The organism is Mariniluteicoccus endophyticus, assembly GCF_054780035.1.
The window spans coordinates 39,296-63,225 of the sequence record NZ_BAAGXC010000021.1; the positions used below are offsets into that span (position 1 = coordinate 39,296).

A 23,930-nucleotide genomic window follows, 5' to 3' on the forward strand; every position below is an offset into this window, starting at 1 on the left:
TCTTCCGTCGTGAGAACCACCGCTCCTCCGCCTACGCAGGCACCATGATGTCTCCCACCACACGCACGACGAAAGGACGCCGATGTCCGGCACCGCCGCCGACCACACCCTCGACGAGGAGCTGGCATCCGATCCCAGCCAGGTACGCCGGGTCGCCGTGGCCTCCGCCTTCGGCACGGGCATCGAGCTCTACGACTTCCTGATCTTCGGCCTGGCCTCCGGGCTGGTGTTCCCGAAGCTGTTCTTCCCCAGTCCGACCCGCTGGTCGGCACACTCCTGTCGTTCATGACGTTCGGTGCCGGGTTTCTGTCGCGACCGCTGGGCGGCGTGGTGTTCGGCCACTTCGGCGACCGGGTGTCGCGCCGGCACATGCTGGTCATCTCCCTGGTCACCACCGGCGCCTGCACGGTCGCGATGGGCCTGCTCCCCACATACGCGACCATCGGCGTCCTGGCCCCCGTGCTGCTGGTGATCCTGCGTACGCTCCAGGGCTTCTTCATGGGCGGCGAGCAGTCCGGCGCCTTCCTCATGGTCACCGAGCACGCCCCGGCGGGCAGCAAGGCCTTCTTCGGCGCGTCGGCCACCGCCGGCTCCCCCATCGGTTCGATCCTCGGCATCCTCGCGTTCCAGATCACCGCCGCCGCGACCGGCCCCGACTTCCTCACGTGGGGCTGGCGCATCCCGTTCCTCGCCTCGATCGTGCTCATCGGCGTCGGGCTGTGGGTCCGTCTGGGTCTGCACGAGTCGCCGGTGTTCAAGGCCATGCAGCAGGAGAACGAGACCACCGGCCACCTGCCGATCGCCAGCGTGCTGCGCAAGGGGTCGGTCCTCATGGTCGCCGGCATCCTCGTCCAGCTCGGCTTCAACCAGTTCATCTTCATCATCAACTCGTTCTCCGCCTCCTACGGCACCCAGCAGCTGAAGATGAACCGGCAGGACATCCTGATGGCCGGCCTGTGGGGTTCGGTCGCCATGCTGCTCGCGGTGTTCGTCGCCTCGTGGCTGGCCGACCGCTTCGGCCTGTTCACCGTCATGATGGGTGGCGCCCTGTTCCAGGTCGCCTGGGCGTTCCCCTACTTCTGGCTGTTCAACACGAAGTCGGTCGCCCTGCTGTACGTCGCCGTGATCGTGGCGTACGTCGGCTCCAGCTTCGTGTTCGGCCTGATGGCGGCCTACTTCGTGAGTCTGTTCGACCCCGAGCACCGCTACTCGGGCGTCGCCATGTCCTACAACGTGGGCGCCGTCCTCGGTGGCGGCCTCTCGCCGTTCATCGCCCAGTGGCTGGTGAAGCAGGGGCTCGGCTCCACGGGCATCTCGGCGTACATCCTCGTCGGCGGCCTGCTGTCGGCGGTCGGTCTGGTGATGAGCCGCCGCCGCGTCGCCGAGCACTTCCCGCGCCGCACCCGAGCCTGACACAGGACGCAGGACGCCCCCGGAGCCGTGGCTCGGGGGGCGTCTTCCTACGCGGCGGCCTGTCGGCGGGCTCAGGGGCGCTGCACGACCGGGGGCGCCCACCCGCAGAGCTGTTCGCGGGCCAGCGTGGGCTCCTCGGAGATGGTGAGGAACGTCAGCCGCGGCGAGACCTTCACGTTGCGCCAAAAGCGGTCCCAGGTGAGGGGCGCGGTGGTCGCGGCCTGCAGCTCGGGCAGGTCGCCGCACTGCAGGGCGACGGCCGCATCGCGCACGTGGCGGTTGCCGACGTCGCCGAGGTTCGTGTAACGAGCCAGCGCCCAGGCCGGGTTCGTGTCGCGGTGGCCCAGTCGGCTCGCGGGCGGCGAGATGGGCTTGGTCTTCGCGGTCACGGCGTCGGTCAGCGCAAGCCGGTCGACGAGGTGGACCTTGTTGCCGGCGTACACGCCCTTGATGCCCATGTTCCAGGTGACGAGGTAGATCCCGTGGCCGTTGACCGTGTCGAACAGGCCGGTCTCGGGGTTGCGCGCGCCGGGAATCTTCTTGCGCCGCTCGACCTCGGCGTTGATCTGGCGCAGCTCGTCGGGCGTCGACGACTTCTGCAGCCACGACCACAGCTCGTCGTCGCGGTAGTAGCTGCGGCCCTGGCGCAGGTCGCTCCAGGCCTGGTACGCGTCCTCGACGGGACCGGAGCCACGCCAGTCGGAGCGGTGCATGGAGCGATGGGCCAGCGTGCGCTGGTGCCAGAAGGCGCGCTCGTTGGCGACACCCTGCAGTGCGGGGCGACCCGAGTAATCGTCGTTGACCAGGTCGATGTCCCACGTGTAGGGGACGCGGGCGCCGCTGCCGACCGCGATAGCCCAACCGACCGCCACCGCGGCGATGAAGGTCACGGCCTGCTGGCCGCGGCGCAGCCCCACCACCGCGACGGGCAGCATCAGCGCGAACGTCGCGGGCAGCAGGAACCGGCCGTGCATGAAGTCGCCGCCGACGCGGACGATGTAGAGCACGTGGAGGATCGCCGCCGGGACCGGGCTCAGCACCGTGATGAGGGTCCGCAGGTCGCGACCGCGCGTCCAGCGGACCACGGGACAGGCGAGGACGGCGACAGCCAGCAGCAGGGGGAACCAGATCGAATACGGGATCGCGTAGTCGAGCAGGTAGTACACCCCCTGCTCCCACTTGGACCCGGACGCGTCCTTCGCCAGCGCCGTGTTCGGCACGAGCGCGGCGTAGTAGCCCATCCGGAAAACCTGGTAGGCGCCCGGCACGAGGATCGCCACCACCAAGGCCCCCAGCCAGCTCGTGATGGACAGGCGGCTCTGGACCAGCAGGGCGAGGGCGAAGAAGGCGGCGTACAGGGCCGCGTCGGGGCGCACCAGCCAGCCCAGGCCGATCACGAAGGCAGGCCAGATCGGGTTCCATGCCCCGCGGAGCCGTTCACCCTTCTCGGGCAGGCGACGCATGAGCAGCCAGTAGCACAGCGCCATCCAGCAGAAGTTCAGGCTGGTCTCGAGGCCGGAGGTCGCGAAGTCCCAGAACGGCGGGAGGGCGACCATGACGGCGGTGCCGAGCGGCACGAAGCCGACGAGGTCGGGGTGGCTGCGCCGTGCGACACGGATGCCCGCGAACGTCGCGAGCGCCAGCGCCGTCGTGGTCAGGGCGAGGCCCAGGATGACGCTGACGACGCCGAGGTCGTTGAACGGGAGGACCTTCTGGGCGACGAGCATCAGGCCGAGCCACAGCGTGCTCGTGCCAGCCTCGACCCGCTCCCCGATGTTGTAGACCGGACCGTTGCCGCCGAGGATCTGGTTGAGGATGCGGATGTTGATGTAGCCGTCGTCGGAGACCCAGCGCAGGATGTAGCCGAGGATGAAGCCGAGGGCCACCGGGATCGCGAGCAGCACGGCCGACTTCCAGCCGCCCTCGAACCCGCGCAGGCGCTCGACCAGCGACCGGCGCGGGGCCTTCGCCACGCTGGCACCCGCCTCCTGGGGCTGCTCGGCGGGGCTCGTGGTGCCGGGCTTCGCAGCGGCGTCGGATTTCGTAGCGGCGTCGGATTTCGCAGTGGCGTCGGGCTTCGCAGTGGCGTCGGACGAGTCCCCCGTCGGCGTGCCCTTCACAGCGCCGTCCCGGACCGACCCCGAGGACCCGTTGTCAGCGGAGGTCGTCGGGGTGTGCTTCGTGGCTGACGCCTCGTCGGGGCGCCCGTCGGCGGTGGACTTCTCAGGGGACTCGTTCGCCACGTCAGGCCTTCGTCTCGGGGTCGGCGAGCTCGACGGCCACCGTCAGCGGCTCGGGCGAGTCGACCCACACCACCTCGCCCGTGAGCCGGCCCACGGCGCGCAGGTCAGGCTCGATGGCCCGCAGGCGCTCAATCGTGTCGGCGGGGCCCGAGAGCTCGGCCCGGGTCGCCTCGGTCTTCATCGACACCTTCGCGCTCGACTTGGCGCCGCGGATGGCGATCAGGGCCGCCGCCACGTCGTCGAGCAGGGCGTCGGAGCCCTCGTCGGGCAGCGCGTCGGCCGTCGGCCAAGAGGCCAGGTGAATCGAGCCCTCGCGGAACCACGACCACACCTCCTCGGTCACGAACGGCAGGAACGGCGCGAACAGGCGCAGCACCACGTCGAGGGTGCGGGTGAGCGCCGCGCGCGCGGAGGCGGCGGCCTCGTCGCCTTGGGCACCGTATGCGCGCTCCTTCACCAGTTCGAGGTAGTCGTCGCAGAACGACCAGAAGAACGTCTCGGTCACCTCGAGCGCCGTGGTGTAGTCGAAGCGTTCGAAGGCCGCGGTGGCCTCGGCCACGACGGTACGCAGCCGCGTGAGCAGCGCGAGGTCAACCGGGTTGGTCGGCGCGACGTCGGTCTGGCCGTAGCCGAGCACGAACTTCGAGGCGTTGAGCACCTTCATGGCGAGGCGGCGGCCGACCTTCATCTGTGACTCGTCGAACGGCGAGTCAGCGCCGGGACGCGCCATCGCGGCACGCCAGCGCACCGCGTCGGCGCCAAACCTGTCGAGGATCTCGGTCGGCACGACGACGTTGCCCTTGGACTTCGACATCTTCTTGCGGTCGGGGTCCACGACGAAGCCCGAGATGGTTGCCCGCCGCCAGGGAGCGGTGCCGTTCTCGAAGTGGGCGCGCACCACGCGGGAGAACAGCCACGTGCGGATGATGTCGTGAGCCTGCGGTGCGACGTCCATCGGGAACGTCAGCGCGAACAGCTCCGGGTCGCGCTCCCAGCCGCAGGCGATCTGCGGCGACAGCGACGACGTCGCCCAGGTGTCCATGACGTCGGGGTCGCCGATGAAGCCGCCGGGCTGGTTGCGCTGGTCCTCGGTGTAACCGGGCGGGCAGTCGGAGCTCGGGTCGACCGGCAGCGTGTCCTCCGGCGCGGTGATCGGGTACGCATAGTCGGGCTCGCCGTCGGCGTCGAGCGCGTACCAGACCGGGAACGGGACGCCGAAGAAGCGCTGGCGCGAGATGAGCCAGTCGCCGTTGAGGCCGTTGACCCAGTTGGTGTAGCGGTGCTTCATGTGCTCCGGCACCCACTGGAGCTCGTCGCCGCGCGCCAGCAGCGCCTGCTTGAGGTCGTCGTCACGGCCGCCGTTGCGGATGTACCACTGGCGCGTCGACACGATCTCCAGCGGCTTGTCGCCCTTCTCGAAGAAGTTGGCCTTGCGCTCGGTCTTCTTGGGCTCGCCGTCCATGTCGCCGCTCTCGCGGAGCATGGCGACGATAGCCTCGCGGGCCGAGAAGGCGGTCTTACCGGCGAGCTCGGCGTACGCCTCTGGCTGCACGAGCCACTCGGGAGTCTCGCGCAGCAGGCGGCCGTCGCGGCCGATGACCGTGCGGGTGGGCAGCTGCAGCTCGCGCCACCACTGGACGTCGGTGAGGTCGCCGAACGTGCAGCACATCGCGATGCCCGCACCCTTGTCCATCTCGGCGGCGGGGTGGGCGACCACTGGGATCTCCACGCCGAACAGCGGTGAGGTGACCGTCGTGCCGAACAGCGGCTGGTAGCGCTCGTCGTCGGGGTGGGCGATCAGCGCGCACACCGCAGGGATCAGCTCGGGGCGCGTCGTCTCGATCCACACCTTCTCGCCGCCGGGGCGGGCGAAGCCGATGCGGTGGTAGGCACCCGGGTAGTCGCGCGCCTCCAGCTCGGCCTGGGCGACGGCGGTCTGGAACGTCACGTCCCACATCGTCGGTGCCTCCGAGAGGTACGCCTCGCCGCGCGCGTGGTTGCGCAGGAACGCCTTCTGGGCGACGGCCCGCGAGTCGTCGGAGATCGTCTCGTACAGGGTCGACCAGTCGACCGACAGGCCCACGCGGCGCCACAGGTCCTCGAACGCCTTCTCGTCGACCGCGGTGAGCTCGTGGCACAGCTCGACGAAGTTGCGGCGGCTGATCGGCACCTGCTTCTTCGGGTCGGGCTTGGCCGGCGGCGTGAAGTCGGGGTCGTAGGGCACGCTCGGGTCGCAGCGCACGCCGTAGTAGTTCTGGACGCGGCGCTCGGTCGGGAGGCCGTTGTCGTCCCAGCCCATCGGGTAGAACACGTGCTTGCCCGTCATGCGCTGGTAGCGCGCCACCACGTCGGTGTGGGTGTAGGAGAACACGTGGCCGACATGGAGCGAGCCCGACACCGTGGGCGGAGGGGTGTCGATGGAGAAGACCTGCTCGCGCGACTCGGGGCGGACGAACGCGTACGTCTTGTCCTCGGCCCATACGCCGGCCCACTTCGACTCCAGCCCCTCGAGGGCCGGCTTGTCGGGAACGCGGGAGACAGTGGTGGGCTGATCAGTCATGGTGCGAATCCTAGGAGTTGGAACAAGGCGCCGCACGTTCGTTCACGGGCGAGTCCTCAGCCGGCTCCCCCGGCTCCTGACTCATCGATCGGCCAGCTGTCGGCTTCTGGGCGCGCGCGGCGAGCTCGACCCGGGAGAGGAGGACTCCTGCGCCGCACGCGCACCTCGATCGTCGACGACATCGGTGCCCGAATGCAGTGACCGGCCCCCGCGGTGTGGAGGGCCGGTCGGCCGGGTCGTGCGTCAGCGTCGGGTCACTTGGCGAGCGCCTGGATCTCCGTGCGGAGGGAGTTGACGTCTGCGGTCAGCTTCTTGTTGTCGAGCGTCTTGCCGTTCACGCGCAGCGACGGGGTGCCGGTGATGCCGTCCTTGCCCGCCTGCTCGTCCATCTTGTTGACGTAGGCCTTGAACTGGCGCTGCTTGTAGCAGGTCTGGAAGCTCGTCAGCTTGTCGCCGGTGATGCCGGCCTGCTGCGCGTACTCGCCGGTGAGCTGGTCGTCGGTGTAACCCTCGCCCTCCTCGCGCGGCTGGTGGGAGAAGACGGCGTCGTGGTACTTCGCGTACGCGCCCACCGTGTCGGCGCAGACGGCCGCGTTGGCCGCGCGCTCGGAGGCGTCGTTGCGCAGGTTGATGTCGAGGAACTTCATCGTGTGGTATTCGAGCTGGATCTCGCCGTTGTTGGCCATCTCCTCCAGCGTCGGGCCGAACTTGTCCTCGAACTGCTTGCAGGCCGGGCACTGGTAGTCGAAGTACAGGCTCACCACGGGCGCGCCCTGCTTGGCCTTGTCCTTGAACGGGATCATGCCGTCCTTCTTGGCCGTGGCCGACGGCGGGATGTTCTTGGCCTGGCCCTCGTTGAACTTGTAGACGGCATAGCTGACGCCGCCGATGAGGATGAGGGCGAGCAGCGCGCCCACGACGCCGAAGACGATCCGCTGGTTCTTCTTGCGCTTCGCCTCGGCGATCTGGGCGGCGCGCAGCTGTGCGCGGCGGCTTCCGTCCCTGGCGGGCTTGTGCTTGCTCATCGGCTTTCCTTCACGGGGTCGTGGTGGTCGGTCGGGTCGTCCTCGTCGTCGAGGTCGTCGAAGTCGTCGAGGTCGGAGGGGGTGGGGTCCCCGAAGAGTTTCTCATCCAGGCTGAACGGCGTGCGAGGACGCACCGTGAGCCACAGGCCGAGCACCATCAGCCCGATGTCGCGGGCGATCTCCCACGGGTATTTCCGGACGGCCTCGGCCCACGCGATCTCGCCGCCACCGCCGAAGCATCCGCAGTCGATGGAGATGCCGCGGGCCCACGCGGAGGCGATGCCGATGACGAACGCCAGCATCAGCAGCGCACTCGCCAGGCCCGCCCAGCGGGTCAGCAGGCCGAGGATGAGCAGCGCGCCGAGGAGGACCTCGAACATCGGGAGCGCGTAGCCGACGACCTGGGCGACCTCGTAGGGCAGCAGCTGGTAGCCGCGGACGGCCAGCACCGACTCCTCGAGGTGGCCGATCTTCGCACCGCCGGCCCACAGCCACACGACGCCGAGCACCAGGCGGGCGAGCAGGCCGATCCAGTCGGGGACGCCGCGCCGGGGTCGTGGGGTCGCGACGGTCTGGGCGCTCATGGCCAACAGCATAGGATGCGGGTTGAAATGACAACGAATCATGACCGTCTCGTGACCGAACTCACCGCGCGCTGGCCCGAGAACCGGGTCGCGCCCAGCCTCGACCGCATGCAGGCCATCATGGACCTGCTGGGCGAGCCCCAGCGCTCCTACCCGGTGATCCACGTCGCCGGCACCAACGGCAAGGGCTCGACCGCCATCATGATCGAGGCGCTACTGCGCTCGACCGGCCTGCGTACCGGGCGCTACTCCAGCCCCCACCTGGTCGACATCACCGAGCGCATCGCGATCGACGGCCGCCCGATCTCCCAGGAGCGCTTCGGCGAGGTGTGGGCCGACATCGAGCCGTACGTCACCATGGTCGACGGCATGGACCTGCCCGCCGGCGACGGCGAGCCCGGCTGCCCCATGACGTTCTTCGAGGTCCTCACCGCCATGGCGTACGCAGCCTTCGCCGACGCCCCCGTCGACGTCGCCGTCGTCGAGACCGGGCTCGGCGGCACCTGGGACGCCACCAACGTCGCCGACGGCGAGGTCGCCGTAGTCATGCCGATCGGCCTCGACCACACCCACCTGCTCGGCTCGACGCTCACGAAGATCGCCGGCGAGAAGGCCGGCATCATCAAGCCCGGCGCCATCGCGGTCCTCTCCGGGCAAGAGCCCGAGGCCGCTCAGGTCCTGCTGGCCCGCTGCGCCGAGGTCGGTGCACTACCGATGCGCGAGGGCGTCGACTTCGGTCTGCTCGAGCGCCAACGTGCCGTCGGCGGCCAGCTCCTGCGTCTCAACGCCGCCGAAGGTCCGATCGGCGACATCCACCTCCCCCTCCATGGCGCCCACATGGCCCGCAACGCCGGTGTCGCGCTGGCCGCGGTCGAGGCGTTCCTCGGCGGCAAGGGCCTGTCGGGCGAGGTCGTCGTCGACGGCTTCGCCGAGGTACGCGCCCCCGGCCGGCTCGAGTCGGTGCGCCAGTCCCCGCCCGTGGTCCTCGACGGCGCCCACAACGTGCCCGCCACGCTGGTGACCGCCGAGGCCGTCACCGAGGCGTACGGCTTCGACCCCATGGTGGGAGTGGTGGCGATGATGGCAGACAAGGACGTCGAGGGCGTGCTGAAGGTCTGGGAGGAGCACATGACGGTGATCGTGTGCACCCAGGTGGCCTCCACCTCCCGCGGCCTGCCCGCCGAGGAGCTCGCCGACCTGGCCCGCGGCATCTTCGGCGCCGACCGCGTACGCGTCGCGCCCCGCCTCGACGATGCCCTCGAGTTGGCGACGACGCTGGCGGACGTCGACGCCGGCCTGCCCGGCGTGCTCGTGACCGGGTCGGTCATCGCCGTCGGCGAGGCCCGGGCCATGCTGGTCGACGAGCAGCCCCAGGCCGAGGAGGTCGTCGACCACGACGCAACCGACGAACCGGTCGACCTGCCGGGCGACGACCCGTCCGACGACGAGGCACACGACGACAGGGTCGACGACGAGGAGGGAGACCGCTGATGCTGCACGCCGACAACCCCATGCGCTCGACTCTGATGATGACGCTGATCTTCGAGATCATCGTCTTCGGTCTTGCCGTACCCGTCATGATCATGGTGGCGCAGGTCCCGCCGCTGAACGCGTCCCTTGCCGGCGCCGCCGGCGCGCTCCTCGCGCTGGCCGCCACGATGACGCTGCGCCGGCCGCAGGTCGGCTATCCGCTGGGCTGGCTGACGCAGGTCGCCGCGGTCGCCATGGGCTTCCTCACGTACGGCATGTTCATCATGGGTGCCATGTTCCTGGTGCTGTGGCTGACCTGCTTCGTGCTGGGCCGGCGTCTGGAGGCCGCAGCAGCCGAGCGCGGCTGAGCGTCGGGGTGCCCGGCGGCGCTAGGCTGACTGCCATGAGCACTGAGCGCACCCTTGTCCTGATCAAGCCCGACGCCGTCCGCCGTGGACTCGTCGGCGAGGTCCTCACCCGTTACGAGCGCAAGGGCCTCACCCTGGTCGCGATGGAGCTGCGCACCGTCGACGGCGAGATGGCCGACACCCATTACGCCGAGCACGTCGAGCGCGACTTCTACCCGCCGCTGCGCGAGTTCATCACCTCCGGCCCGATGGTCGCGCTGGTCCTCGAGGGTGAAAACGCCATCGAGGCCGTCCGCCTGCTCAACGGCCGCACCGACGGCCGCGTCGCCGAGCCCGGCTCGATCCGCGGCGACCTGGCCCTGTCCAACCGCGAGAACCTGGTGCACGCCTCCGACTCGACCGAGTCCGCCGCCCGAGAGCTCGGGATCTGGTTCCCCGGGCTCTCTGCGACGCCAGAGGCGTGAGCGTGAGCGGCGCCGGCGTACCTCCCCAGGACGGCTCCGGGCAGCCCGGTCCGTACGGCGGGCAGGCACCGCAGGGATTCGGGCAGCCTGATCGGTTCGCGCGGCCGGAGCAGCAGGGGTTCGGGCAGCAGGGGTTCGGGCAGCAGGGGTTCGGGCAGCAGGGGTATCCGGCGCCGCCCGCCGGCCAGCCCCATGCCCCTGCCGGCCAGCCCTACGCCCCCTACGCACAGCCCGCGGCACCCGCGCCGGCGCTGCCGGTCGAAGAGAAGACCTACCTCGGCTTCCTGCGCACCCCGGCGTACGCGCCGTGGCGCCCCGTCGTCGCCCTGGCGATCATGGGCGGCTTCTTCATCCTCGCCTCGATCGTCCAGATCGTGCCGATCGTGATGGAGATGGCCGCCGGCCGCCTCTCGGCCGAGGACCTGCAGGCCGGCAAGATCCCCATGTCGCCGTTCGTGCTGGCCTTCACCGGTCTGGGCCTCGTCCTCCTGATCCCGGGCGCGCTGCTTGCCCAGAAGGTCGGCTTTCGGCAGGACGCCCGCTGGCTCCACTCGGTCGAGGGGCGCCTGCGCTGGGGCTGGCTCCTGCGCTCGCTGCTGGTGATGGCGGTCGTGTGGGGGCTGTGGATGCTGCTGCCCAGCCTGATCTGGGGACGCGAGGAGTGGGAGCCCGCCAAGCAGGTGCTGGCGTACTCGCTGGTGACGTTCCTGATCATCCCGTTCCAGGCCGCCGGTGAGGAATACATGTTCCGCGGTCTCATCACCCGCTCCATCACGTCCTGGTTCCCCGCCGAACGCGTCGGGATGATCGTCGCCGCCGTCGTGTCGTCGGCCTTGTTCATGCTGGTCCACGGTGCGGGCGACCCGTGGCTGAACGTCTTCTACTTCGGCCTCGGTCTGGTGCTGTGCGCGCTCGCGTGGCGCACCGGCGGGCTCGAGGCCCCCATCGCGCTGCACGTGGTGAACAACGTCATGTCGTTCCAGCTCGCGACGTGGTCGGGCCAGATGGACAAAAGCTTCGACCGGGCCGCCGGCGTGGGCGATCCGTCGATCCTCGTGGCGCTCGCCGCCGGGCTGATCACCGTGCTGGTGCTCGACCGCTGGCGGGCGCGTTCCGCCCGCGACGGCTCCGGTCCGAAGATGGTCGCCGCACCTGGCCGCGAGCTCATCGCCGGCGCCTTGACGCAGCCCACGTACGTCGGCCCGCAGCACGGCGCCCCCGGCCAGCGGGCCCCGTACGGCCAGCAACCACTGTACGGCCAGCAGCACGGCCCGCACGACGACGGCCCGGGACGCCCGCAGCTCTGACCTGCGCAAGCAACGACGACGCCCCGCGACCGGGTCCGGTCGCGGGGCGTCGTGCTGGTGGAGCTGGGCTCAGGCGTCCTTGAGCGAGGTCAGCACGTCGTCGATGATGCCGTACTCCTTGGCCTGGGCGGCCGTGAGGTACTTGTCGCGCTCGACGTCCTTGCTGATCTTGTCCTTCTCCTGACCAGTGGCGTCGGCGATCATCTGCTCCATCAGGTTGCGGATGCGCAGGATCTCGTTGGCCTGGATCTCGAGGTCGGACGACTGGCCGAACGACGACTGCCCCATCGCCGGCTGGTGGATCAGCACGGTCGAGTTCGGGAGCGCGAGGCGCTTACCCTTCGTGCCCGCGGCGAGCAGCACGGCGGCGGCCGACGCGGCCATGCCGAGGCAGATCGTCTGGACGTCGGGCTTGATGTAGCGCATCGTGTCGTAGATCGCCGTCATGGCCGTGAACGAGCCGCCCGGGCTGTTGATGTAGATCGAGATCGGGCGGTCGGCGTCCATCGACTGCAGGCACAGCAGCTGGGCCATGATCGCGTTGGCGATGTCGTCGGAGACCGGCGTGCCGAGGAAGATGATGCGGTCCTCGAACAGCTTGGTGTAGGGGTCGACGCGGCGCACGCCGTAGGAGGTGCGCTCTTCCCACTGGGGGATGTAGTAGTCCATGGTCGGCGTGATGAGCTCACGCTGCTCCATGTTGAAACCTGCGAGGTCCATTCTGTTCATCGTTGCCGTCCTCACTGGTTCGGGGCTTCGCCGCCGCTGATCTGCGACGCGTTCGTGTATACGTGGTCGATGAATCCGTACTCCAGCGCCTCGTCGGCGGTGAACCAGCGATCGCGGTCGGAGTCGGCGTTGATCTGGTCGACCGACTGGCCCGTCTGCTCAGCGATGAGCTCGGCGAGCACCTTCTTCAGGTGGAGGGACTGCTCGGCCTGGATCCGGATGTCGGACGCCGTGCCGCCGAGACCGCCCGAGGGCTGGTGCATCATGATGCGGCTGTGGGGCAGCGCGTAGCGCTTGCCCTTGGCACCCGCCGACAGCAGGAACTGGCCCATCGACGCAGCCAGGCCCATGGCCACGGTCGCGACGTCGTTCGAGATCCATTGCATGGTGTCGTAGATCGCCATGCCGGAGTCGACCGAGCCGCCCGGGGAGTTGATGTAGAGGTAGATGTCCTTCTCGGGATCTTCTGCGTTGAGCAGGAGCATCTGGGCGCAGATGGCGTTGGCGTTGTCGTCACGCACCTCGGAGCCCAGGAAGATGATCCGGTTCTGCAGCAGCGACTGGTAGACGTTGTCCGTCATGCTCGCGCCGCTGCCCCCGGCGGCCAGCATCGGGTTCGGGATGTTGTTCACGGGGTCGAACTTACCCGGACCGACGGACAAACCTGAGCGTGGGCCGCTGATGTTCGCTGTGGGCGCAGGCGGCGCGACACGCGAAGGCGCGGGCGGACGCGCACCGCCGCACCTGTAGGCGGATGGCTAGGGTTCGGTCCATGGACATGTTGCAGTCGGTGGACTCCGTCGAGCGCAGCGACCCGGAGGCACGCGCGTGGACCGCCCGCTGCGTACGCCTCCTCGACGCCGACGCCAACCGATCGGCCGACACCCATCTCAACCGGCTCGAGCTCCCGACCGAGTGGGGTGTGGAGGTCTACCTGAAGGACGAGTCGACCCACCCGACCGGCAGCCTCAAGCACCGGCTCGCCCGGTCGCTGTTCATGTACGCGCTGGTCAACGGCTGGCTCTCCCCCACCACACCCGTCATCGAGGCCTCCTCGGGATCGACCGCCGTCTCGGAGGCCTATTTCGCCCGCATGCTCGGTCTGAGGTTCATCGCCGTCATGCCACGGTCGACGAGTCCCGAGAAGATCCGCCTTATCGAGTCCGAGGGAGGTCAGTGCCACTTCGTCGACCGGGCCGACGAGCTGTGCCGCGAGTCGCGTCGGCTCGCCGACGAGCTCGGCGGCCACTTCCTCGACCAGTTCACCTTCGCCGAGCGCGCGACCGACTGGCGCGGCCACAACAACATCGCCGAGTCGACGCTCGCCCAGCTCGCGATGGAGCCCCACCCCTCCCCCTCGTGGGTCGTCGTCGGCGCGGGCACCGGTGGCACCAGCGCAACGTTCGGTCGGCACCTGCGCTACCACAAGCTGGCGACGAAGCTGTGCGTCGTCGACGTCGAGGGCTCCGCGTTCTACGACGGCTGGCGCCACGACGACACCTCCCACACCGTCGACGCCAGCTCGCGCATCGAGGGAATCGGCCGGCCCCGGGTCGAGCCGAGCTTCGTCGGCGGCGTCGTCGACCGCATGATGGCGGTCCCCGACGAGGCCTCGGTCGCCGGCGCACGCTTCCTCACCGAGCGCCTCGGGCGCCGCGTCGGCGGCTCGTCGGGCACTAACATCGTCGGTGTGGCGCGGATCGTGGGCGAGATGCGCGCAGCCGGCGAGGAGGGCTCGGTCGTCACGCTGCTGTGCGACCCGGGCGACCGCTACGAGGACACCTACTACGACGACGGCTGGGTCGCCGACCAGGGCATGGACATCCAGCCCTGGCTGGACGCCCTGCGCGCCACGCTGCCCCCGCGGCTGCCCACGTTCGTGCCTCCGAGACCCTCGCACGCTCCGGGCCGGGCGCGCTAGCCTCGTCCACCATGCAGCCCTCCTCACGTGACCGAACCTGGCTCATCGCCCTCGCCGCCTCCCTGTGGGGGTTCTCGGGGCTGTTCCGGGCGCCTCTGTCGAAGCAGTTCGCCGCGCCGACGATCGTGCTGTGGGAACACCTCGTGCTGGTGCTGCTGGTCTCGCCGGTGCTCGTCAGCGCACTGCGCGCGTGGTGGCACGGCTCGACGCGCACCAAGGTCGAGACCGTCGTCATCGGCGCGGGCGCCTCGGCCCTCGCGACGACGCTGTTCACCCTGGCCTTCAAGCTCGGCGACCCGATCACCCCGCAGGTGCTGCAGAAGCTCCAGCCCGTACTGGCGGTGGCGCTGGCCGCCGCGCTGCTCGGGGAGCGGCTGCGGCCAAGGTTCTGGCTGTTCCTCGTGCCCGCGCTGGTCGGGGCCTGGCTGCTGGCTTTCCCCCACCCGCTGCAGGTCGGCGTACGCACGTTGGTCCCCGCGCTCCTGGGCCTCGGCTCCGCGCTGCTGTGGGCGCTGGGGACGGTGCTCGGCCGGAGCGCCAGTCGCGACCTGACGTTCACCCAGGTCACCGCACTGCGGTTCTTCTTCGGGCTGCTCGCACTGCTGGTCATCGTGCCGGCGACCGGCGCCTCGTACGCGATCTCCCCCGCCGCGCTGCCCCGCATCGGCCTGCTGGCGCTGATCCCGGGCCTGCTCGCGCTCGTCCTCTACTACCGCGGCCTGCAGACCACCCCGGCCTCGCGCGCCACGCTCGCCGAGCTGGCGTTCCCGCTGACCGCCGCCGCCGTCGGCGTGCTCGTGCTCCACGGGCGCCTCGGCCCGACCCAGTGGGTCGGCTTCGCGGTCGTCCTCGGCTCCGTCGTGGCCCTCGCGCTGCACGAGCACCGGGCCACGGTCCCCGCCGTCGTCCCCGACCCGACCCCCGCAGTGAAGGAGTTCGCATGATCAAGATCGGCTACAAGGCCTCCGCCGAGCAGTTCGGGCCGCGCCAGCTCGCCGACTACGCGGTTCTCGCCGAAGAGGTCGGTCTCGACTCCGCGACCATCTCCGACCACTTCCAGCCGTGGCGCCACGAGGGCGGCCACGCCCCCAACTCGCTGATGTGGATGTCCCACGTCGGGGCGCGCACCGAGCGGATCATGCTCGGCACGTCGGTGCTCACGCCCACGTTCCGCTACAACCCGGCGGTGCTCGCACAGATGTTCGCCACCCTCGGCTGCCTCTATCCCGGGCGGGTGATGCTCGGGGTGGGTTCCGGCGAGGCGCTCAACGAGATCGCCGTCGGCCAACAGGGCTGGCCCGACTTCAAGGAGCGGTTCGCCCGCCTGCGCGAGAGCGTGCGCCTGATGCGCGCGCTGTGGAGCGGTGAGCACACGACCTTCGAGGGCGACTACTACTCGACGAAGGATGCGGTGATCTACGACCTGCCCGAGCAGCAGGTCCCGGTCTACGTCGCCGCCGGCGGGCCGACGATGGCCAAGTATGTGGGCCGCCAGGCCGACGGGTTCATCTGCACCTCCGGCAAGGGTGAGGAGCTCTACCGCGACCAGCTGATGCCGGCGGTGCGCGAGGGCCTCGCCCTCAACGGCCGCGACGAGTCGGATCTCGACAAGATGATCGAGATCAAGCTCTCCTACGACCGCGACCCCGACCGGGCGCTCGACAACACGCGCTTCTGGGCGCCGCTGTCGCTGTCGAAGGAGCAGAAGCACTCGATCAGCGACCCGCGCGAGATGGAGGCCGCCGCCGACGCCCTGCCGATCGAGCAGGTGGCGAAGCGCTGGATCGTCGCGTCAAACGCCGAGGAGGTCGTCGAGAAGGTGCGCTTCTACACCGACCTGGGCTTCGACCACCTCGTCTTCCACGGCCCCGGAGACGACCAGGAGCGGTTCCTGCGCCAGCTCTCCGAGGACGTGGTGCCGGCGCTGCGCGAGCTCGGCTGAGGCGTACGCCACGCGGCGTACGCCCCGTCCGCGGTCAGGCGATCGCGATCCCCGTCTGGGCCATCGGCCACTCGCCGTTGATGAACGCGGGATCGTTCTTGATGGTCTCGGCCATCTGCTTCTGGATGCGCTCCTGCTCGGCCGCGAACTTCACGAGGCCGACGACGACGTCGATGATGCTCGAAAGGCCGCCGCCGAACACCGCGGACAGCCCCTGCAGACTGAACAGGCTGCCCGGGGAGCCCTGGACCGCCGCGTAGATGCGGCCCGCCAGGCCACCGGTGTCGGCGGCGAACGCGCAAATCGCGTCCGCGGTCTCGTCGAGCGAGGTGGCGATCTTGTTGCACGCGTTGTGGGCGGCGCCCACGGCCTTGATCTGGTTGGGCACGCCCTGGGCGTACGCCTCGGCCTCCATCGCCCGCCACCCGCTGTTTGTCAGCTCCTGGCGCTGGGTCACCTCGGGGATCAGCGCGGAGAACCCCTTGGCGGGCCCCTCGCGCCACCGGGTCGCCGTCTCGCGGAGCGTCGTGGGCGCGTTGAGGGCGCGCATGATCTCTTGGCACTTCTCGACGAACGAGCGGCAGGAGTCCCAGATGTCGCTGAAGATGCTCTTGATGCCGTCCCAGATGCCGCTGAGACCGTCGACGATCGAGCCGATGAGGCCGTCGAACCACGAGCTGGCGCGGTCCTTGAGGGCGACGAGACCGTCCCAGACGCCGTCGAGCACCTGGCCCACCTGCTTGCCGAGCTCGATGACCGGGCCGAGCGGGCACACCACGGAACCGATCGCAGCGTCGACCAGGTTGCCGCCGGCGTCGGCGAGGTGACCGCCGGCGTTGCGGAAGGACTCGCCCGCCCCCTCGAGATCGCCGGTCAGCACCTGGCCGGCGCCCGTGATGCCGTCGCCGATCGCCTGGAGGCCGTCACCGGCGGCCTCGACCATGTCTCCCAGGAAACCCCAACCCATCGTTCTCTCCTCAGATCATTCCCTGGCCGACGGCCACGTTCTGGTGCTCGGTCTGCTCGTAGCTGCGCGCCGACTCGTTGAGCAGTTCCTCGTACGTGTCGAACGCCTCTGCGCCGTCGACGGTGAGCTGCTTGGCCTGCTCGCGCAGCGCCTGGTAGCCGCCGTGGAGTGCGTTGGCCGGGCCGAAGTCGACCGCATCCAGGCTCAGCCCGTCGATGTCGGTGCCGATCTTTTTCATGTCGCCGGAGTGCTCGCCCCAGGCGCGGGCGTGCGTACGCATGAGCTCCGGGTCGATGTGGGTCTGGCGGGGGTCCCCCGGCTCCGTGCCGCCGGGCTGGCCGGTGTCACCCGGGTCCTGGGTGTCGGGCGGGCCGACGTCGTGGCCCGGGTCACCGGCGCCGGGATCGCCGCCGCCCGGGTTGCCACCTCCCGGGTTGCCACCGCCCGGATCACCACCTCCCGGGTTGCCACCGCCGGGGCCACCCGTGCCCGGTTCCTCACCCTCGGCGTTCTCCTCGCCCTCGGCGTCCTCCTCGCCGGCCCCACCGTTCTCACCGTTCTCGCCGTTCTCGCCGTTCTCGGGGAGGTCGACGTCGACGCTGCCGTCGGGGTTGACCTTGTATTTCTCGCCGTCCTTGGTCGTGATCTCGACACCCTGCTTGGTGGCGACGATCTTCGTCCCGTCCTCGGTCTCGACGGTGAGGTTGCCGCGGATCTCGCTGCGGTCGGCCTCACCGCGACCGGGGCCGTCGATGACGATCGTGCCGTCCTTCTCGACGGTGATCCGCTCACCGGTGTCGAGGTCGATCTGGGTCTTGTCGCCGCGCGTGTCGACCACGGAGCCGTCGGGGGCGACGCCGACCTTGCCCTCGTCGATCTTCATGTCCTCGGTGACGCGCTGGGCGTCGTCCGGGACCTCGACCACGGGCTCCTTCTGCTCGCCCTCGGCGGTGTCGGCCTCGGATCCGGCCTGCTCGCCGGTCTCGGCGTTCGTCCCCTGGCTGCCGGCCTCGCCGGCCGGCTGCGCCTCGTCGGCGTCGATGCCGGCCTCGAAGTCGTCGTCCGGGGTCGTGGCGTCGCCCTCGGGCTGGGCCGCGTCGATCAGGCCGTCGTCGGCCCCGCCCTGGCCCTGCGTCTCGGAGACGACCTCGCCGGACACGCCGGAGACCTCACCGGAGACCTCTCCGGACACCTCACCGGTCGCGGTGGCGACACCACCCTGGGCGGCACCGCCCCCTCCAACCCGGGCTGGTTCGCCCCAGTGGCCGGTCTCCTGCTCCACGGCCTGCTCGCTGGGCCGGGCAGGCATGGCTGCGACGTGGGCGCGCGGCATCACCGATCCGGCTGCGGGCCAGCTGAAGACTTCCTTGGGCTCGGACATGACGACCTCCTGTTCCGAAGAAGTCTGGCCCCCTCACGGGCAAGTCGGGCCCAGGTCAGCGCGTCGATTTCCGTTCAGCGCACCAGTCCGTGGCGGCGCATCATGGCGCGGGTGTCAGCGTGGGTGCGTGTGAAGTGGTCGGCGGCTGCGCGATAGCCGTCACGCGGGCTCGTGCGCGTACGCTGCCTCGCCTCGCCCTGGCTTTGAGCGTCCCGCATGGCCTCGGCGATCGCCTCGCCGAGGCGTACGGCCGAGGTGGACGTGAACTCGTTGTCGACGTCGACGCGGGTGAGCATGCCCTCGCCGGTGAAGGTGGCGGTCACCTTGCCGCACCTGGAGGCGCCGACGACGGGCTCGTCGTCGGTGTCGTCACTCTGGGCGGCGCCTGCGGCGTCGAGGCGCTCAAGCATCGCGAAGCCCTCACGCGTACGCTCCACCGCGCGCAGGATGTCCGCGGCCGGGGGCACCGACATCGAGTGCTCGACCGCCGGTTCCTGGGCGCGGGCGCGGCGCGGGGCGGGGGCCGGTGACTGGTTGGCCTCGGCGAGGGCGTCGGCCCAGTCCTGCATGATCGCGCGGCCCAGCTCCTGATAGGCCCCCACGCACGCCTCGCTGAGCTGGTCGGCCGACAGGTTGGTCCAGTTGGGGGTCACCTTCACGCGGTGGAGCTCGTTGCGCTCGTCGGTCTCAAGCGTCACCTGGCCGCGCGCGTCGGAGACGGTGCGGGCGCGTAGGCGCGAGTCGTTCGCGGTGTCGAGCTGGTCGGCGAGGCGGGCAGCGCGGGCGGCCGGGTCGTCGGTCATGGGCCCAAACCTAGGGCGGGCCGGGGTCAGACAACGACAGCGGCGACCACCCCGAGGGGCGGTCGCCGCAACGTCCGTCGTGGAGGATCAGGCCTCGTCGTCGGCCTTCTTCTCGTCGGCCTTCTCATCCGCCAGCTCGTCGGCGGGGGCCCCGGCGTCGGCGGCCTCGGCCTCGGCCTCCGGGTCGCCGTAGGTGCCGTCACCGCGCAGGTTGGCGAGGTTGAGGTCGTTGCCGTCGGTGTCGGTGACGGTGGCGGCCTCGACCATCATCGCCAGCGCCTTGCCGCGGCGGATCTCGGTCATCCACTCGCCCATGTGGTTGTGCTCCATCATGTGCTGAGCCTCCTGCTCCGGCGACGTGCCGGACTGCTGGGCCTTGCGGATGATGTGCTGGGTCATGTCGTCCTGGTCGACACCGATCTCGTTGTCGTCGGCGACCTGGTCGAGCACGAGCTGGGCCTTGAGCGCGTCGGCGGAGCGCTCGTCGACCTCGGCCCAGAACTCCTCGGCGGTCTGCTCGGTGTCGCCGTCCTCGAGGTACTGGTCGAGGGTCAGGCCGGCCTGAGCGAGCTGCTGCTGGATCTGCTCGTGACGGGCGTTGACCTCGGCCTCGAGGAGCTTCTCCGGGATCTCGAGGTCGACCTCGGCGATGATGGCCTCGAGGACCTTGTCGCGGGCGTCGGCGGCCTGCTCGAGGCGGGCCATCTGCTCCAGCGAGGTCCTCAGGTCGGCACGCATCTCGTCGGCGGTGTCGAACTCGGAGACCATCTGGGCGAACTCGTCGTCGACCTCGGGCAGCTCCTGCTCCTGGACCTTCGAGACGGTCGCGGTGATGTCGACCTCCTCGCCGCGCAGCGGGCCGCCGACCAGCGTGGAGGTGAACTCCTTCGACTCGCCGGCCTTCAGGCCGGTGACGGCCTCGTCGAGGCCGTCGAGCATGCCACCCGAGCCCAGCTTGTACTGGATGCCCTCGGCGGTGGCCTCCTCGAGCTCCTCACCGTTCTTCTTGCCGATGAGGTCGATGGTGACGACGTCACCCTCGGCCGACGCGCGGTCGACGTCCTTCATCGTGCCGAAACGCTGGCGCAGCACCTCGACCTGCTCGTCGAGCTTCTCGTCGGAGACGTCGATCGGGTCGACCTCGACCTTGACCGAGTCGAACGCCGGCACCTCGAACTCGGGGCGCACGTCGACCTCGGCGGTGAACTCGAACACGTCGTTGTCCTCGAGCTTGGTGACCTCGATGTCGGGCTCACCGAGCGGGTTCAGGCCGTTGTCCACGATGGCCTTGCCGTACTGGTCGGGCAGGGCGGCGTTGATCGCCTCCTGGAGCACGACACCGCGGCCGAAGCGCTGGTCGATGACCATCGGGGGCACCTTGCCGGCACGGAAGCCGGGGATGTTCACCTGCTTGGCGATGTCGGCGTACGCCTTGTCCAGCGCGGGCTTCAGTTCGGCAAAGGGCACCTCGACGGTGATCTTGACCCGCGACGGGCTCAGCTTCTCAACGGTGCTAGGCAAGGTCCACTCCTGTGAATGTGGTCTTCGTTTGGTTGTCCTGGATACGCGCGGCCAGGCCCGCGTACAGAGGGCCGCCGGCGGCGGTCCCGGTCGGGGCGACAGGACTCGAACCTGCGATCTCCTGCTCCCAAAGCAGGCGCGCTAGCCACTACGCTACGCCCCGCTCTCCCCCGCGTACGGCGAAGAACCGTCACGAGTCTAGGGGGATCTGGGCTGCCTGCCCAACCAGACCCCGTGCGAGGGCCTGTACGCACCCCCCGAAGAAGGATCGCCCGCGGCGGCCGCGCGTGTTTCGCGGGCCGCCACGGGCGAACGGTGATCGATCGGGTGCCGGGCTAGCCGGTCTGCCCCTGCGGGATGAGCGAGGCGTAGAAGATGATGCGGGAGTCCCAGTCGTTGGTCTTGTTGTTGTAGTCCCAGCAGATCATGATCGCGAGCTGAGGCGGACCGGTCAGGTTGTGGAAGACGCCGGAGTCGGGGTCGTACGAGCTGACCCAGACCTTCTTGTTGCCCGTGTAGCGGTAGCAGGTCTGCTTGCCGTCGGCGCCGACGATGCGGATCACGTCGCCGGGCTTGAGCCCGTTGGCGTCGGAGTAGAGCTTGTTGCCCAGCGCGTTGGAGCCGTTCTTCGGCGAGTAGGTGTGGATCGTGAGGATCGTGTTGCCCTTCTCGGCGCCGACCTCGGGGCTGCCGTTGTACCAGGCGGTCCCCTGCGAGTCGGAGGGCGGCGGCGCGCCGGGGTTGCCGTCGGAGTCCTTGCCGACCGTCATCATCTTCGAGTCGACGCCGCGGGCATCGACCTTGAAGCGCTTGGGGTCGTGCATGAGACCTGCGTGGGTGGTGCACCCGGTCGCGGCGGGCGAGGCGGGCGGCGGGGGCGCCGCCGGCGTCGTGGGCGCGGGTGCCGGGGTCTCGCTCGGGGTGGGCGACGGGCTGTCGGTGGTCGGCGCCTGACTGGTGGCGACGGGGGCCGGGGTCGTGACCGTCTCACCGCCCTGGCCGCGGGACACCGCGTACGCGATGCCGGAGACCAGGACCAGGAGGCCGACGATGATGGCGCCGATCTTGATCGCCCGGGACCTGCCGCTCGTCTGCGGCTCCGGGGCGGGCGAGGGGTCGAACTGGCTCATGGGCTCTCCGAGGTCTGACGGTTGGCGACGGGTGCGAGGGTAACCCGGGATCCGGTCACCACCAACTCATCGTTCGGTGACATGCGCCTGACGACGCCCCGAACCGTCTGGATCCGCTATGATTGCCCCCGCAAGCGGATGTAGCTCAATGGTAGAGCCTCAGTCTTCCAAACTGATTACGCGGGTTCGATTCCCGTCATCCGCTCCACGGTCCCGGTCATCCCTCTGGATGGCCGGGCCCTCACCTTCCCCCCAAAATTTCCGCAGTTCACCAGAATTCACCTCAACGGCGAGACCCCGCTGGCCGAGCTCACCACCGGCATCGACTGCGCCGAGGGCCAGGACACGACCGTGACCGCCACGGCCACGTGCGCGGGCCTGACGTTCGCCAACACCCTGCGCACCCCCGTCACCATCCGGCTCGGGACGCCGCGCCACCTCGGCCGCACCGTGGAGGTCCGCGGTGGCGGCACGCTCGACGTGCCCGGCGCCGGACCCGAGACCCTGTGGGTGGCCCAGTCCCCCGACTTCGTGCGTGCGGGCATCGAGCGGGCACCTGCGGACTGCGCGACCCCCGCCACCGCGACCACGGCCACACCGGCGAGCCCGTTCCGGGCCGTGTACGGCCTCCTCGGCGCGACTGCCCTGGGCCTCGGCGGCCTGGGCGTGCACGCCGTGCGGTCGCGCCTACGCGGCTAGCGCACCGCGCGCACGGCCTCCGCGATCACCTCGGGACGGTCGATCATCATGAGGTGGCGCGAGTCGTCGACGACGACCTGGCGCCCGCCGAGCTGGGTGGCGTACCGGTGCTGGCGCTCCACCCAGTCGGGCGCCTCCGGGGCCTGTGATGCCGTCAGCACCACGACGGGTGTCCCGGGCCACGACGTACGCGCCCGAAGCTCCAGCAGGTCCCACGCCTGCGTCCAGTACGCCTGGGCCTCCGCAAGCCCCATCGCGAGGGCGTCGGGGTCGCGGTAGAGGTCCCCGAAGCGCCGGTCCCAGTCGTGGCCGACGTTCAGGCGCGACTGCAGGGACGCACCGACACGGTGCGTGAGGACCCCGCCCCAGGCGACCGGCGCGAACCGGCTGGCCCGGCGTACGAAACGGGCGACGCCCGGGCCACGCGGACGCACGCGCCGGGCCAGGTACTCCACGGAGCCGTCGACCATGACCACCCCCGCCACCAGCTCCGGGTGGAGCCGGGCCAGCGCCTCGGCGTGGAACGCCGCCATCGAGTGGGCGACGACCACTGCCGGCGCCCCGGTGTGGTCGACGAGCTCCCGAAGGCTGAGTACCTCCTCGGCGAGCATCGGCATGGTGCCGGGCCACCGCGTACCACCCATGCCGGGACGATCGAAAGTGACCGTCCGCAGGTCGGGCAGCAGGTCGACGACGTCGCCCCAGTGCTCCCGCGCCAGCCCGCACCCGTTGACGAAGACGACCGTCGGGCCCTCCCCCGGCCGTTCCCCCCAGTGGATCGCGCGCCCACCGAAGTCGCTCACCGTACCAATCGGCTCGGCCATCACGCCTCCCCGCGACGCGGCCGGACCAGGGGGAACGCCAACGCGTCCCGGATGGAGGCCTCGGTGATCATCATGACCAGCCGGTCGATGCCCAGCCCCAGCCCGCCGGACGGCGGCATGCCGTGCTCCAGGGCCACCAGAAAGTCCTCGTCGAGCTCCATCGCCTCGGGGTCGCCGCCGGCGGCCAGCAGGGACTGCTCCGTCAGCCTCTCGCGCTGGGCGACGGGGTCGACCATCTCCGAGTATGCGGTGCCGATCTCCGCGCCGAACGCCACGAGGTCCCACCGCTCGGCCAGCCGCGGGTCGTCGCGGTGGGGTCGCGTCAAAGGCGACACGTCGGCGGGGAAGTCGCAATAGAACGTCGGGGCGACCGTCCGGTCCTCGACCAGGTGCTCGTCTGCTGGGAGCGCATGAGCGTCCAGAACGCCGCGAGGAGCGAGACCGCCTGCAGCGAGCCGACGATCGTCCCGACCCACAGCGGTACGCCGACGGCGCGCGGGGCCGCGTCGTGCAGCAGCCGCTGGATGAGCCACAGCAGCCGAGGCCCGCGACGGGGCATCTCCGCGGGGATGACCATGG

General features: G+C 70.1%; 23 protein-coding genes, 2 tRNA genes and 1 pseudogene. 11 read left to right on the forward strand and 15 right to left on the reverse strand.

Annotated elements, in window-relative coordinates; genetic code table 11:
* Positions 1 to 82: 82 nt before the first annotated feature.
* Both ACYVGD_RS10335 and ACYVGD_RS10340 read left to right on the forward strand, forming a co-directional pair.
* Positions 83 to 289: a hypothetical protein gene (locus ACYVGD_RS10335; RefSeq protein WP_460743476.1), complete on the forward strand. Its 207-nt coding sequence runs from the start codon at positions 83 to 85 to the stop codon at positions 287 to 289.
* A complete protein-coding gene (locus ACYVGD_RS10340) occupies positions 286 to 1,413 on the forward strand; it encodes an MFS transporter (protein WP_460743478.1) in 1,128 nt (375 codons plus the stop codon). Before ACYVGD_RS10335 ends, ACYVGD_RS10340 begins: the two co-directional genes overlap by 4 nt.
* Positions 1,414 to 1,484: 71 nt before the next feature.
* Here the strand turns inward: ACYVGD_RS10340 and ACYVGD_RS10345 are convergent, their stop codons facing one another.
* The 4 genes from ACYVGD_RS10345 to ACYVGD_RS10360 all read right to left on the reverse strand — a co-directional run bounded on the left by ACYVGD_RS10345 (position 1,485) and on the right by ACYVGD_RS10360 (position 7,825).
* Positions 1,485 to 3,656, reverse strand: coding sequence for a hypothetical protein (locus tag ACYVGD_RS10345; protein ID WP_460743480.1), 2,172 nt, complete (start codon positions 3,654 to 3,656; stop codon positions 1,485 to 1,487).
* Position 3,657: 1 nt separating this feature from the next.
* Positions 3,658 to 6,216 carry a valine--tRNA ligase gene (gene valS, locus ACYVGD_RS10350; RefSeq protein WP_460743482.1) on the reverse strand — a complete coding sequence of 853 codons (2,559 nt, stop codon included), beginning with the start codon at positions 6,214 to 6,216 and terminating at the stop codon, positions 3,658 to 3,660.
* 254 nt (positions 6,217 to 6,470) lie between these two features.
* Positions 6,471 to 7,241, reverse strand: a complete 771-nt coding sequence (locus tag ACYVGD_RS10355) for a DsbA family protein (RefSeq protein WP_460743484.1) — start codon at positions 7,239 to 7,241, stop codon at positions 6,471 to 6,473.
* A complete protein-coding gene (locus ACYVGD_RS10360) occupies positions 7,238 to 7,825 on the reverse strand; it encodes a MauE/DoxX family redox-associated membrane protein (RefSeq protein ID WP_460743486.1) in 588 nt (195 codons plus the stop codon). Before ACYVGD_RS10360 ends, ACYVGD_RS10355 begins: the two co-directional genes overlap by 4 nt.
* Before the next feature lie 27 nt (positions 7,826 to 7,852).
* Between ACYVGD_RS10360 and ACYVGD_RS10365 the strand changes: the two genes are divergently transcribed.
* Genes ACYVGD_RS10365 through ACYVGD_RS10380 form a run of 4 tightly spaced genes read left to right on the forward strand, consistent with a single transcriptional unit; the run spans position 7,853 to position 11,434 of the window.
* Entirely contained in the window at positions 7,853 to 9,316 is a 1,464-nt protein-coding gene (locus ACYVGD_RS10365) for a bifunctional folylpolyglutamate synthase/dihydrofolate synthase (protein ID WP_460743488.1), read from the forward strand.
* On the forward strand, positions 9,316 to 9,663 hold the full coding sequence (locus ACYVGD_RS10370; protein WP_460743490.1) for a DUF4233 domain-containing protein: 348 nt from the start codon (positions 9,316 to 9,318) through the stop codon (positions 9,661 to 9,663). The genes ACYVGD_RS10365 and ACYVGD_RS10370 overlap by 1 nt, the downstream gene beginning before the upstream one ends.
* 35 nt (positions 9,664 to 9,698) lie before the next feature.
* A complete protein-coding gene (ndk, locus tag ACYVGD_RS10375) occupies positions 9,699 to 10,127 on the forward strand; it encodes a nucleoside-diphosphate kinase (RefSeq protein WP_460743492.1) in 429 nt (142 codons plus the stop codon).
* The gene (locus tag ACYVGD_RS10380) at positions 10,124 to 11,434 is read left to right on the forward strand and encodes a lysostaphin resistance A-like protein (RefSeq protein WP_460743494.1); all 1,311 of its coding nucleotides are present in this window, start codon (positions 10,124 to 10,126) and stop codon (positions 11,432 to 11,434) included. Before ndk ends, ACYVGD_RS10380 begins: the two co-directional genes overlap by 4 nt.
* A 69-nt stretch (positions 11,435 to 11,503) precedes the next feature.
* Here the strand turns inward: ACYVGD_RS10380 and ACYVGD_RS10385 are convergent, their stop codons facing one another.
* Both ACYVGD_RS10385 and ACYVGD_RS10390 read right to left on the reverse strand, forming a co-directional pair.
* Positions 11,504 to 12,163: an ATP-dependent Clp protease proteolytic subunit gene (locus tag ACYVGD_RS10385; protein WP_460743496.1), complete on the reverse strand. Its 660-nt coding sequence runs from the start codon at positions 12,161 to 12,163 to the stop codon at positions 11,504 to 11,506.
* Between the two features lie 11 nt (positions 12,164 to 12,174).
* On the reverse strand, positions 12,175 to 12,774 hold the full coding sequence (locus ACYVGD_RS10390; RefSeq protein WP_460743741.1) for an ATP-dependent Clp protease proteolytic subunit: 600 nt from the start codon (positions 12,772 to 12,774) through the stop codon (positions 12,175 to 12,177).
* Between the two features lie 161 nt (positions 12,775 to 12,935).
* Here ACYVGD_RS10390 and ACYVGD_RS10395 point away from each other — a divergent pair, with 161 nt between their 5' ends.
* The 3 genes from ACYVGD_RS10395 to fgd are packed head-to-tail and all read left to right on the forward strand — an operon-like array spanning position 12,936 to position 16,026.
* On the forward strand, positions 12,936 to 14,084 hold the full coding sequence (locus tag ACYVGD_RS10395) for a PLP-dependent cysteine synthase family protein (RefSeq protein ID WP_460743498.1): 1,149 nt from the start codon (positions 12,936 to 12,938) through the stop codon (positions 14,082 to 14,084).
* An 11-nt stretch (positions 14,085 to 14,095) separates the two neighbouring features.
* A complete protein-coding gene (locus ACYVGD_RS10400; RefSeq protein WP_460743500.1) occupies positions 14,096 to 15,028 on the forward strand; it encodes a DMT family transporter in 933 nt (310 codons plus the stop codon).
* Positions 15,025 to 16,026, forward strand: coding sequence for a glucose-6-phosphate dehydrogenase (coenzyme-F420) (gene fgd, locus ACYVGD_RS10405; RefSeq protein WP_460743502.1), 1,002 nt, complete (start codon positions 15,025 to 15,027; stop codon positions 16,024 to 16,026). The genes ACYVGD_RS10400 and fgd overlap by 4 nt, the downstream gene beginning before the upstream one ends.
* A gap of 34 nt (positions 16,027 to 16,060) precedes the next feature.
* Here the strand turns inward: fgd and ACYVGD_RS10410 are convergent, their stop codons facing one another.
* The 6 genes from ACYVGD_RS10410 to ACYVGD_RS10435 form a co-directional block, all read right to left on the reverse strand.
* The gene (locus ACYVGD_RS10410) at positions 16,061 to 16,993 is read right to left on the reverse strand and encodes a hypothetical protein (RefSeq protein ID WP_460743504.1); all 933 of its coding nucleotides are present in this window, start codon (positions 16,991 to 16,993) and stop codon (positions 16,061 to 16,063) included.
* A gap of 10 nt (positions 16,994 to 17,003) precedes the next feature.
* Positions 17,004 to 18,374: a hypothetical protein gene (locus ACYVGD_RS10415; RefSeq protein WP_460743506.1), complete on the reverse strand. Its 1,371-nt coding sequence runs from the start codon at positions 18,372 to 18,374 to the stop codon at positions 17,004 to 17,006.
* A 74-nt stretch (positions 18,375 to 18,448) separates the two neighbouring features.
* Entirely contained in the window at positions 18,449 to 19,177 is a 729-nt protein-coding gene (locus ACYVGD_RS10420) for a YbaB/EbfC family nucleoid-associated protein (RefSeq protein WP_460743508.1), read from the reverse strand.
* Positions 19,178 to 19,264: 87 nt separating this feature from the next.
* A complete protein-coding gene (gene tig, locus ACYVGD_RS10425; RefSeq protein WP_460743510.1) occupies positions 19,265 to 20,698 on the reverse strand; it encodes a trigger factor in 1,434 nt (477 codons plus the stop codon).
* A 90-nt stretch (positions 20,699 to 20,788) separates the two neighbouring features.
* Positions 20,789 to 20,861: transfer RNA gene (locus ACYVGD_RS10430), tRNA-Pro, on the reverse strand.
* A 172-nt stretch (positions 20,862 to 21,033) separates the two neighbouring features.
* Positions 21,034 to 21,828, reverse strand: coding sequence for a class F sortase (locus tag ACYVGD_RS10435; RefSeq protein WP_460743512.1), 795 nt, complete (start codon positions 21,826 to 21,828; stop codon positions 21,034 to 21,036).
* 134 nt (positions 21,829 to 21,962) lie between these two features.
* Between ACYVGD_RS10435 and ACYVGD_RS10440 the strand changes: the two genes are divergently transcribed.
* Both ACYVGD_RS10440 and ACYVGD_RS10445 read left to right on the forward strand, forming a co-directional pair.
* Positions 21,963 to 22,036: transfer RNA gene (locus ACYVGD_RS10440), tRNA-Gly, on the forward strand.
* A 143-nt stretch (positions 22,037 to 22,179) separates the two neighbouring features.
* The gene (locus ACYVGD_RS10445) at positions 22,180 to 22,527 is read left to right on the forward strand and encodes a hypothetical protein (protein WP_460743514.1); all 348 of its coding nucleotides are present in this window, start codon (positions 22,180 to 22,182) and stop codon (positions 22,525 to 22,527) included.
* On the opposite strand, the gene ACYVGD_RS10450 is transcribed toward ACYVGD_RS10445, so the two are convergent.
* The 3 genes and pseudogenes from ACYVGD_RS10450 to ACYVGD_RS10460 form a co-directional block, all read right to left on the reverse strand.
* A complete protein-coding gene (locus ACYVGD_RS10450; RefSeq protein ID WP_460743516.1) occupies positions 22,524 to 23,351 on the reverse strand; it encodes an alpha/beta fold hydrolase in 828 nt (275 codons plus the stop codon). The genes ACYVGD_RS10445 and ACYVGD_RS10450 overlap by 4 nt on opposite strands.
* Positions 23,351 to 23,758, reverse strand: a pseudogene (locus ACYVGD_RS10455) (amino acid--tRNA ligase-related protein); the annotation flags it as partial. The gene ACYVGD_RS10450 and the pseudogene ACYVGD_RS10455, both read right to left, overlap by 1 nt.
* Positions 23,674 to 23,928, reverse strand: a complete 255-nt coding sequence (locus tag ACYVGD_RS10460) for a hypothetical protein (protein ID WP_460743749.1) — start codon at positions 23,926 to 23,928, stop codon at positions 23,674 to 23,676. The gene ACYVGD_RS10460 and the pseudogene ACYVGD_RS10455, both read right to left, overlap by 85 nt.
* Positions 23,929 to 23,930: the final 2 nt, after the last annotated feature.

Bases quoted from the DNA above. Each gene is read 5' to 3' on its own strand.
- ACYVGD_RS10420 (WP_460743508.1), bottom strand. From the start codon at position 19,177: ATGACCGACGACCCGGCCGCCCGCGCTGCCCGCCTCGCCGACCAGCTC.
- ACYVGD_RS10340 (WP_460743478.1), top strand. From the start codon at position 286: ATGACGTTCGGTGCCGGGTTTCTGTCGCGACCGCTGGGCGGCGTGGTG.
- ACYVGD_RS10370 (WP_460743490.1), top strand. From the start codon at position 9,316: ATGCTGCACGCCGACAACCCCATGCGCTCGACTCTGATGATGACGCTG.
- ACYVGD_RS10360 (WP_460743486.1), bottom strand. From the start codon at position 7,825: ATGAGCGCCCAGACCGTCGCGACCCCACGACCCCGGCGCGGCGTCCCC.
- ACYVGD_RS10415 (WP_460743506.1), bottom strand. From the start codon at position 18,374: ATGTCCGAGCCCAAGGAAGTCTTCAGCTGGCCCGCAGCCGGATCGGTG.
- ACYVGD_RS10410 (WP_460743504.1), bottom strand. From the start codon at position 16,993: ATGGGTTGGGGTTTCCTGGGAGACATGGTCGAGGCCGCCGGTGACGGC.
- ACYVGD_RS10335 (WP_460743476.1), top strand. From the start codon at position 83: ATGTCCGGCACCGCCGCCGACCACACCCTCGACGAGGAGCTGGCATCC.
- ndk (WP_460743492.1), top strand. From the start codon at position 9,699: ATGAGCACTGAGCGCACCCTTGTCCTGATCAAGCCCGACGCCGTCCGC.
- ACYVGD_RS10385 (WP_460743496.1), bottom strand. From the start codon at position 12,163: ATGAACAGAATGGACCTCGCAGGTTTCAACATGGAGCAGCGTGAGCTC.
- ACYVGD_RS10460 (WP_460743749.1), bottom strand. From the start codon at position 23,928: ATGGTCATCCCCGCGGAGATGCCCCGTCGCGGGCCTCGGCTGCTGTGG.
- ACYVGD_RS10355 (WP_460743484.1), bottom strand. From the start codon at position 7,241: ATGAGCAAGCACAAGCCCGCCAGGGACGGAAGCCGCCGCGCACAGCTG.
- ACYVGD_RS10365 (WP_460743488.1), top strand. From the start codon at position 7,853: ATGACAACGAATCATGACCGTCTCGTGACCGAACTCACCGCGCGCTGG.
- ACYVGD_RS10435 (WP_460743512.1), bottom strand. From the start codon at position 21,828: ATGAGCCAGTTCGACCCCTCGCCCGCCCCGGAGCCGCAGACGAGCGGC.
- ACYVGD_RS10400 (WP_460743500.1), top strand. From the start codon at position 14,096: ATGCAGCCCTCCTCACGTGACCGAACCTGGCTCATCGCCCTCGCCGCC.
- ACYVGD_RS10390 (WP_460743741.1), bottom strand. From the start codon at position 12,774: ATGCTGGCCGCCGGGGGCAGCGGCGCGAGCATGACGGACAACGTCTAC.
- ACYVGD_RS10450 (WP_460743516.1), bottom strand. From the start codon at position 23,351: ATGGCCGAGCCGATTGGTACGGTGAGCGACTTCGGTGGGCGCGCGATC.
- valS (WP_460743482.1), bottom strand. From the start codon at position 6,216: ATGACTGATCAGCCCACCACTGTCTCCCGCGTTCCCGACAAGCCGGCC.
- ACYVGD_RS10395 (WP_460743498.1), top strand. From the start codon at position 12,936: ATGGACATGTTGCAGTCGGTGGACTCCGTCGAGCGCAGCGACCCGGAG.
- fgd (WP_460743502.1), top strand. From the start codon at position 15,025: ATGATCAAGATCGGCTACAAGGCCTCCGCCGAGCAGTTCGGGCCGCGC.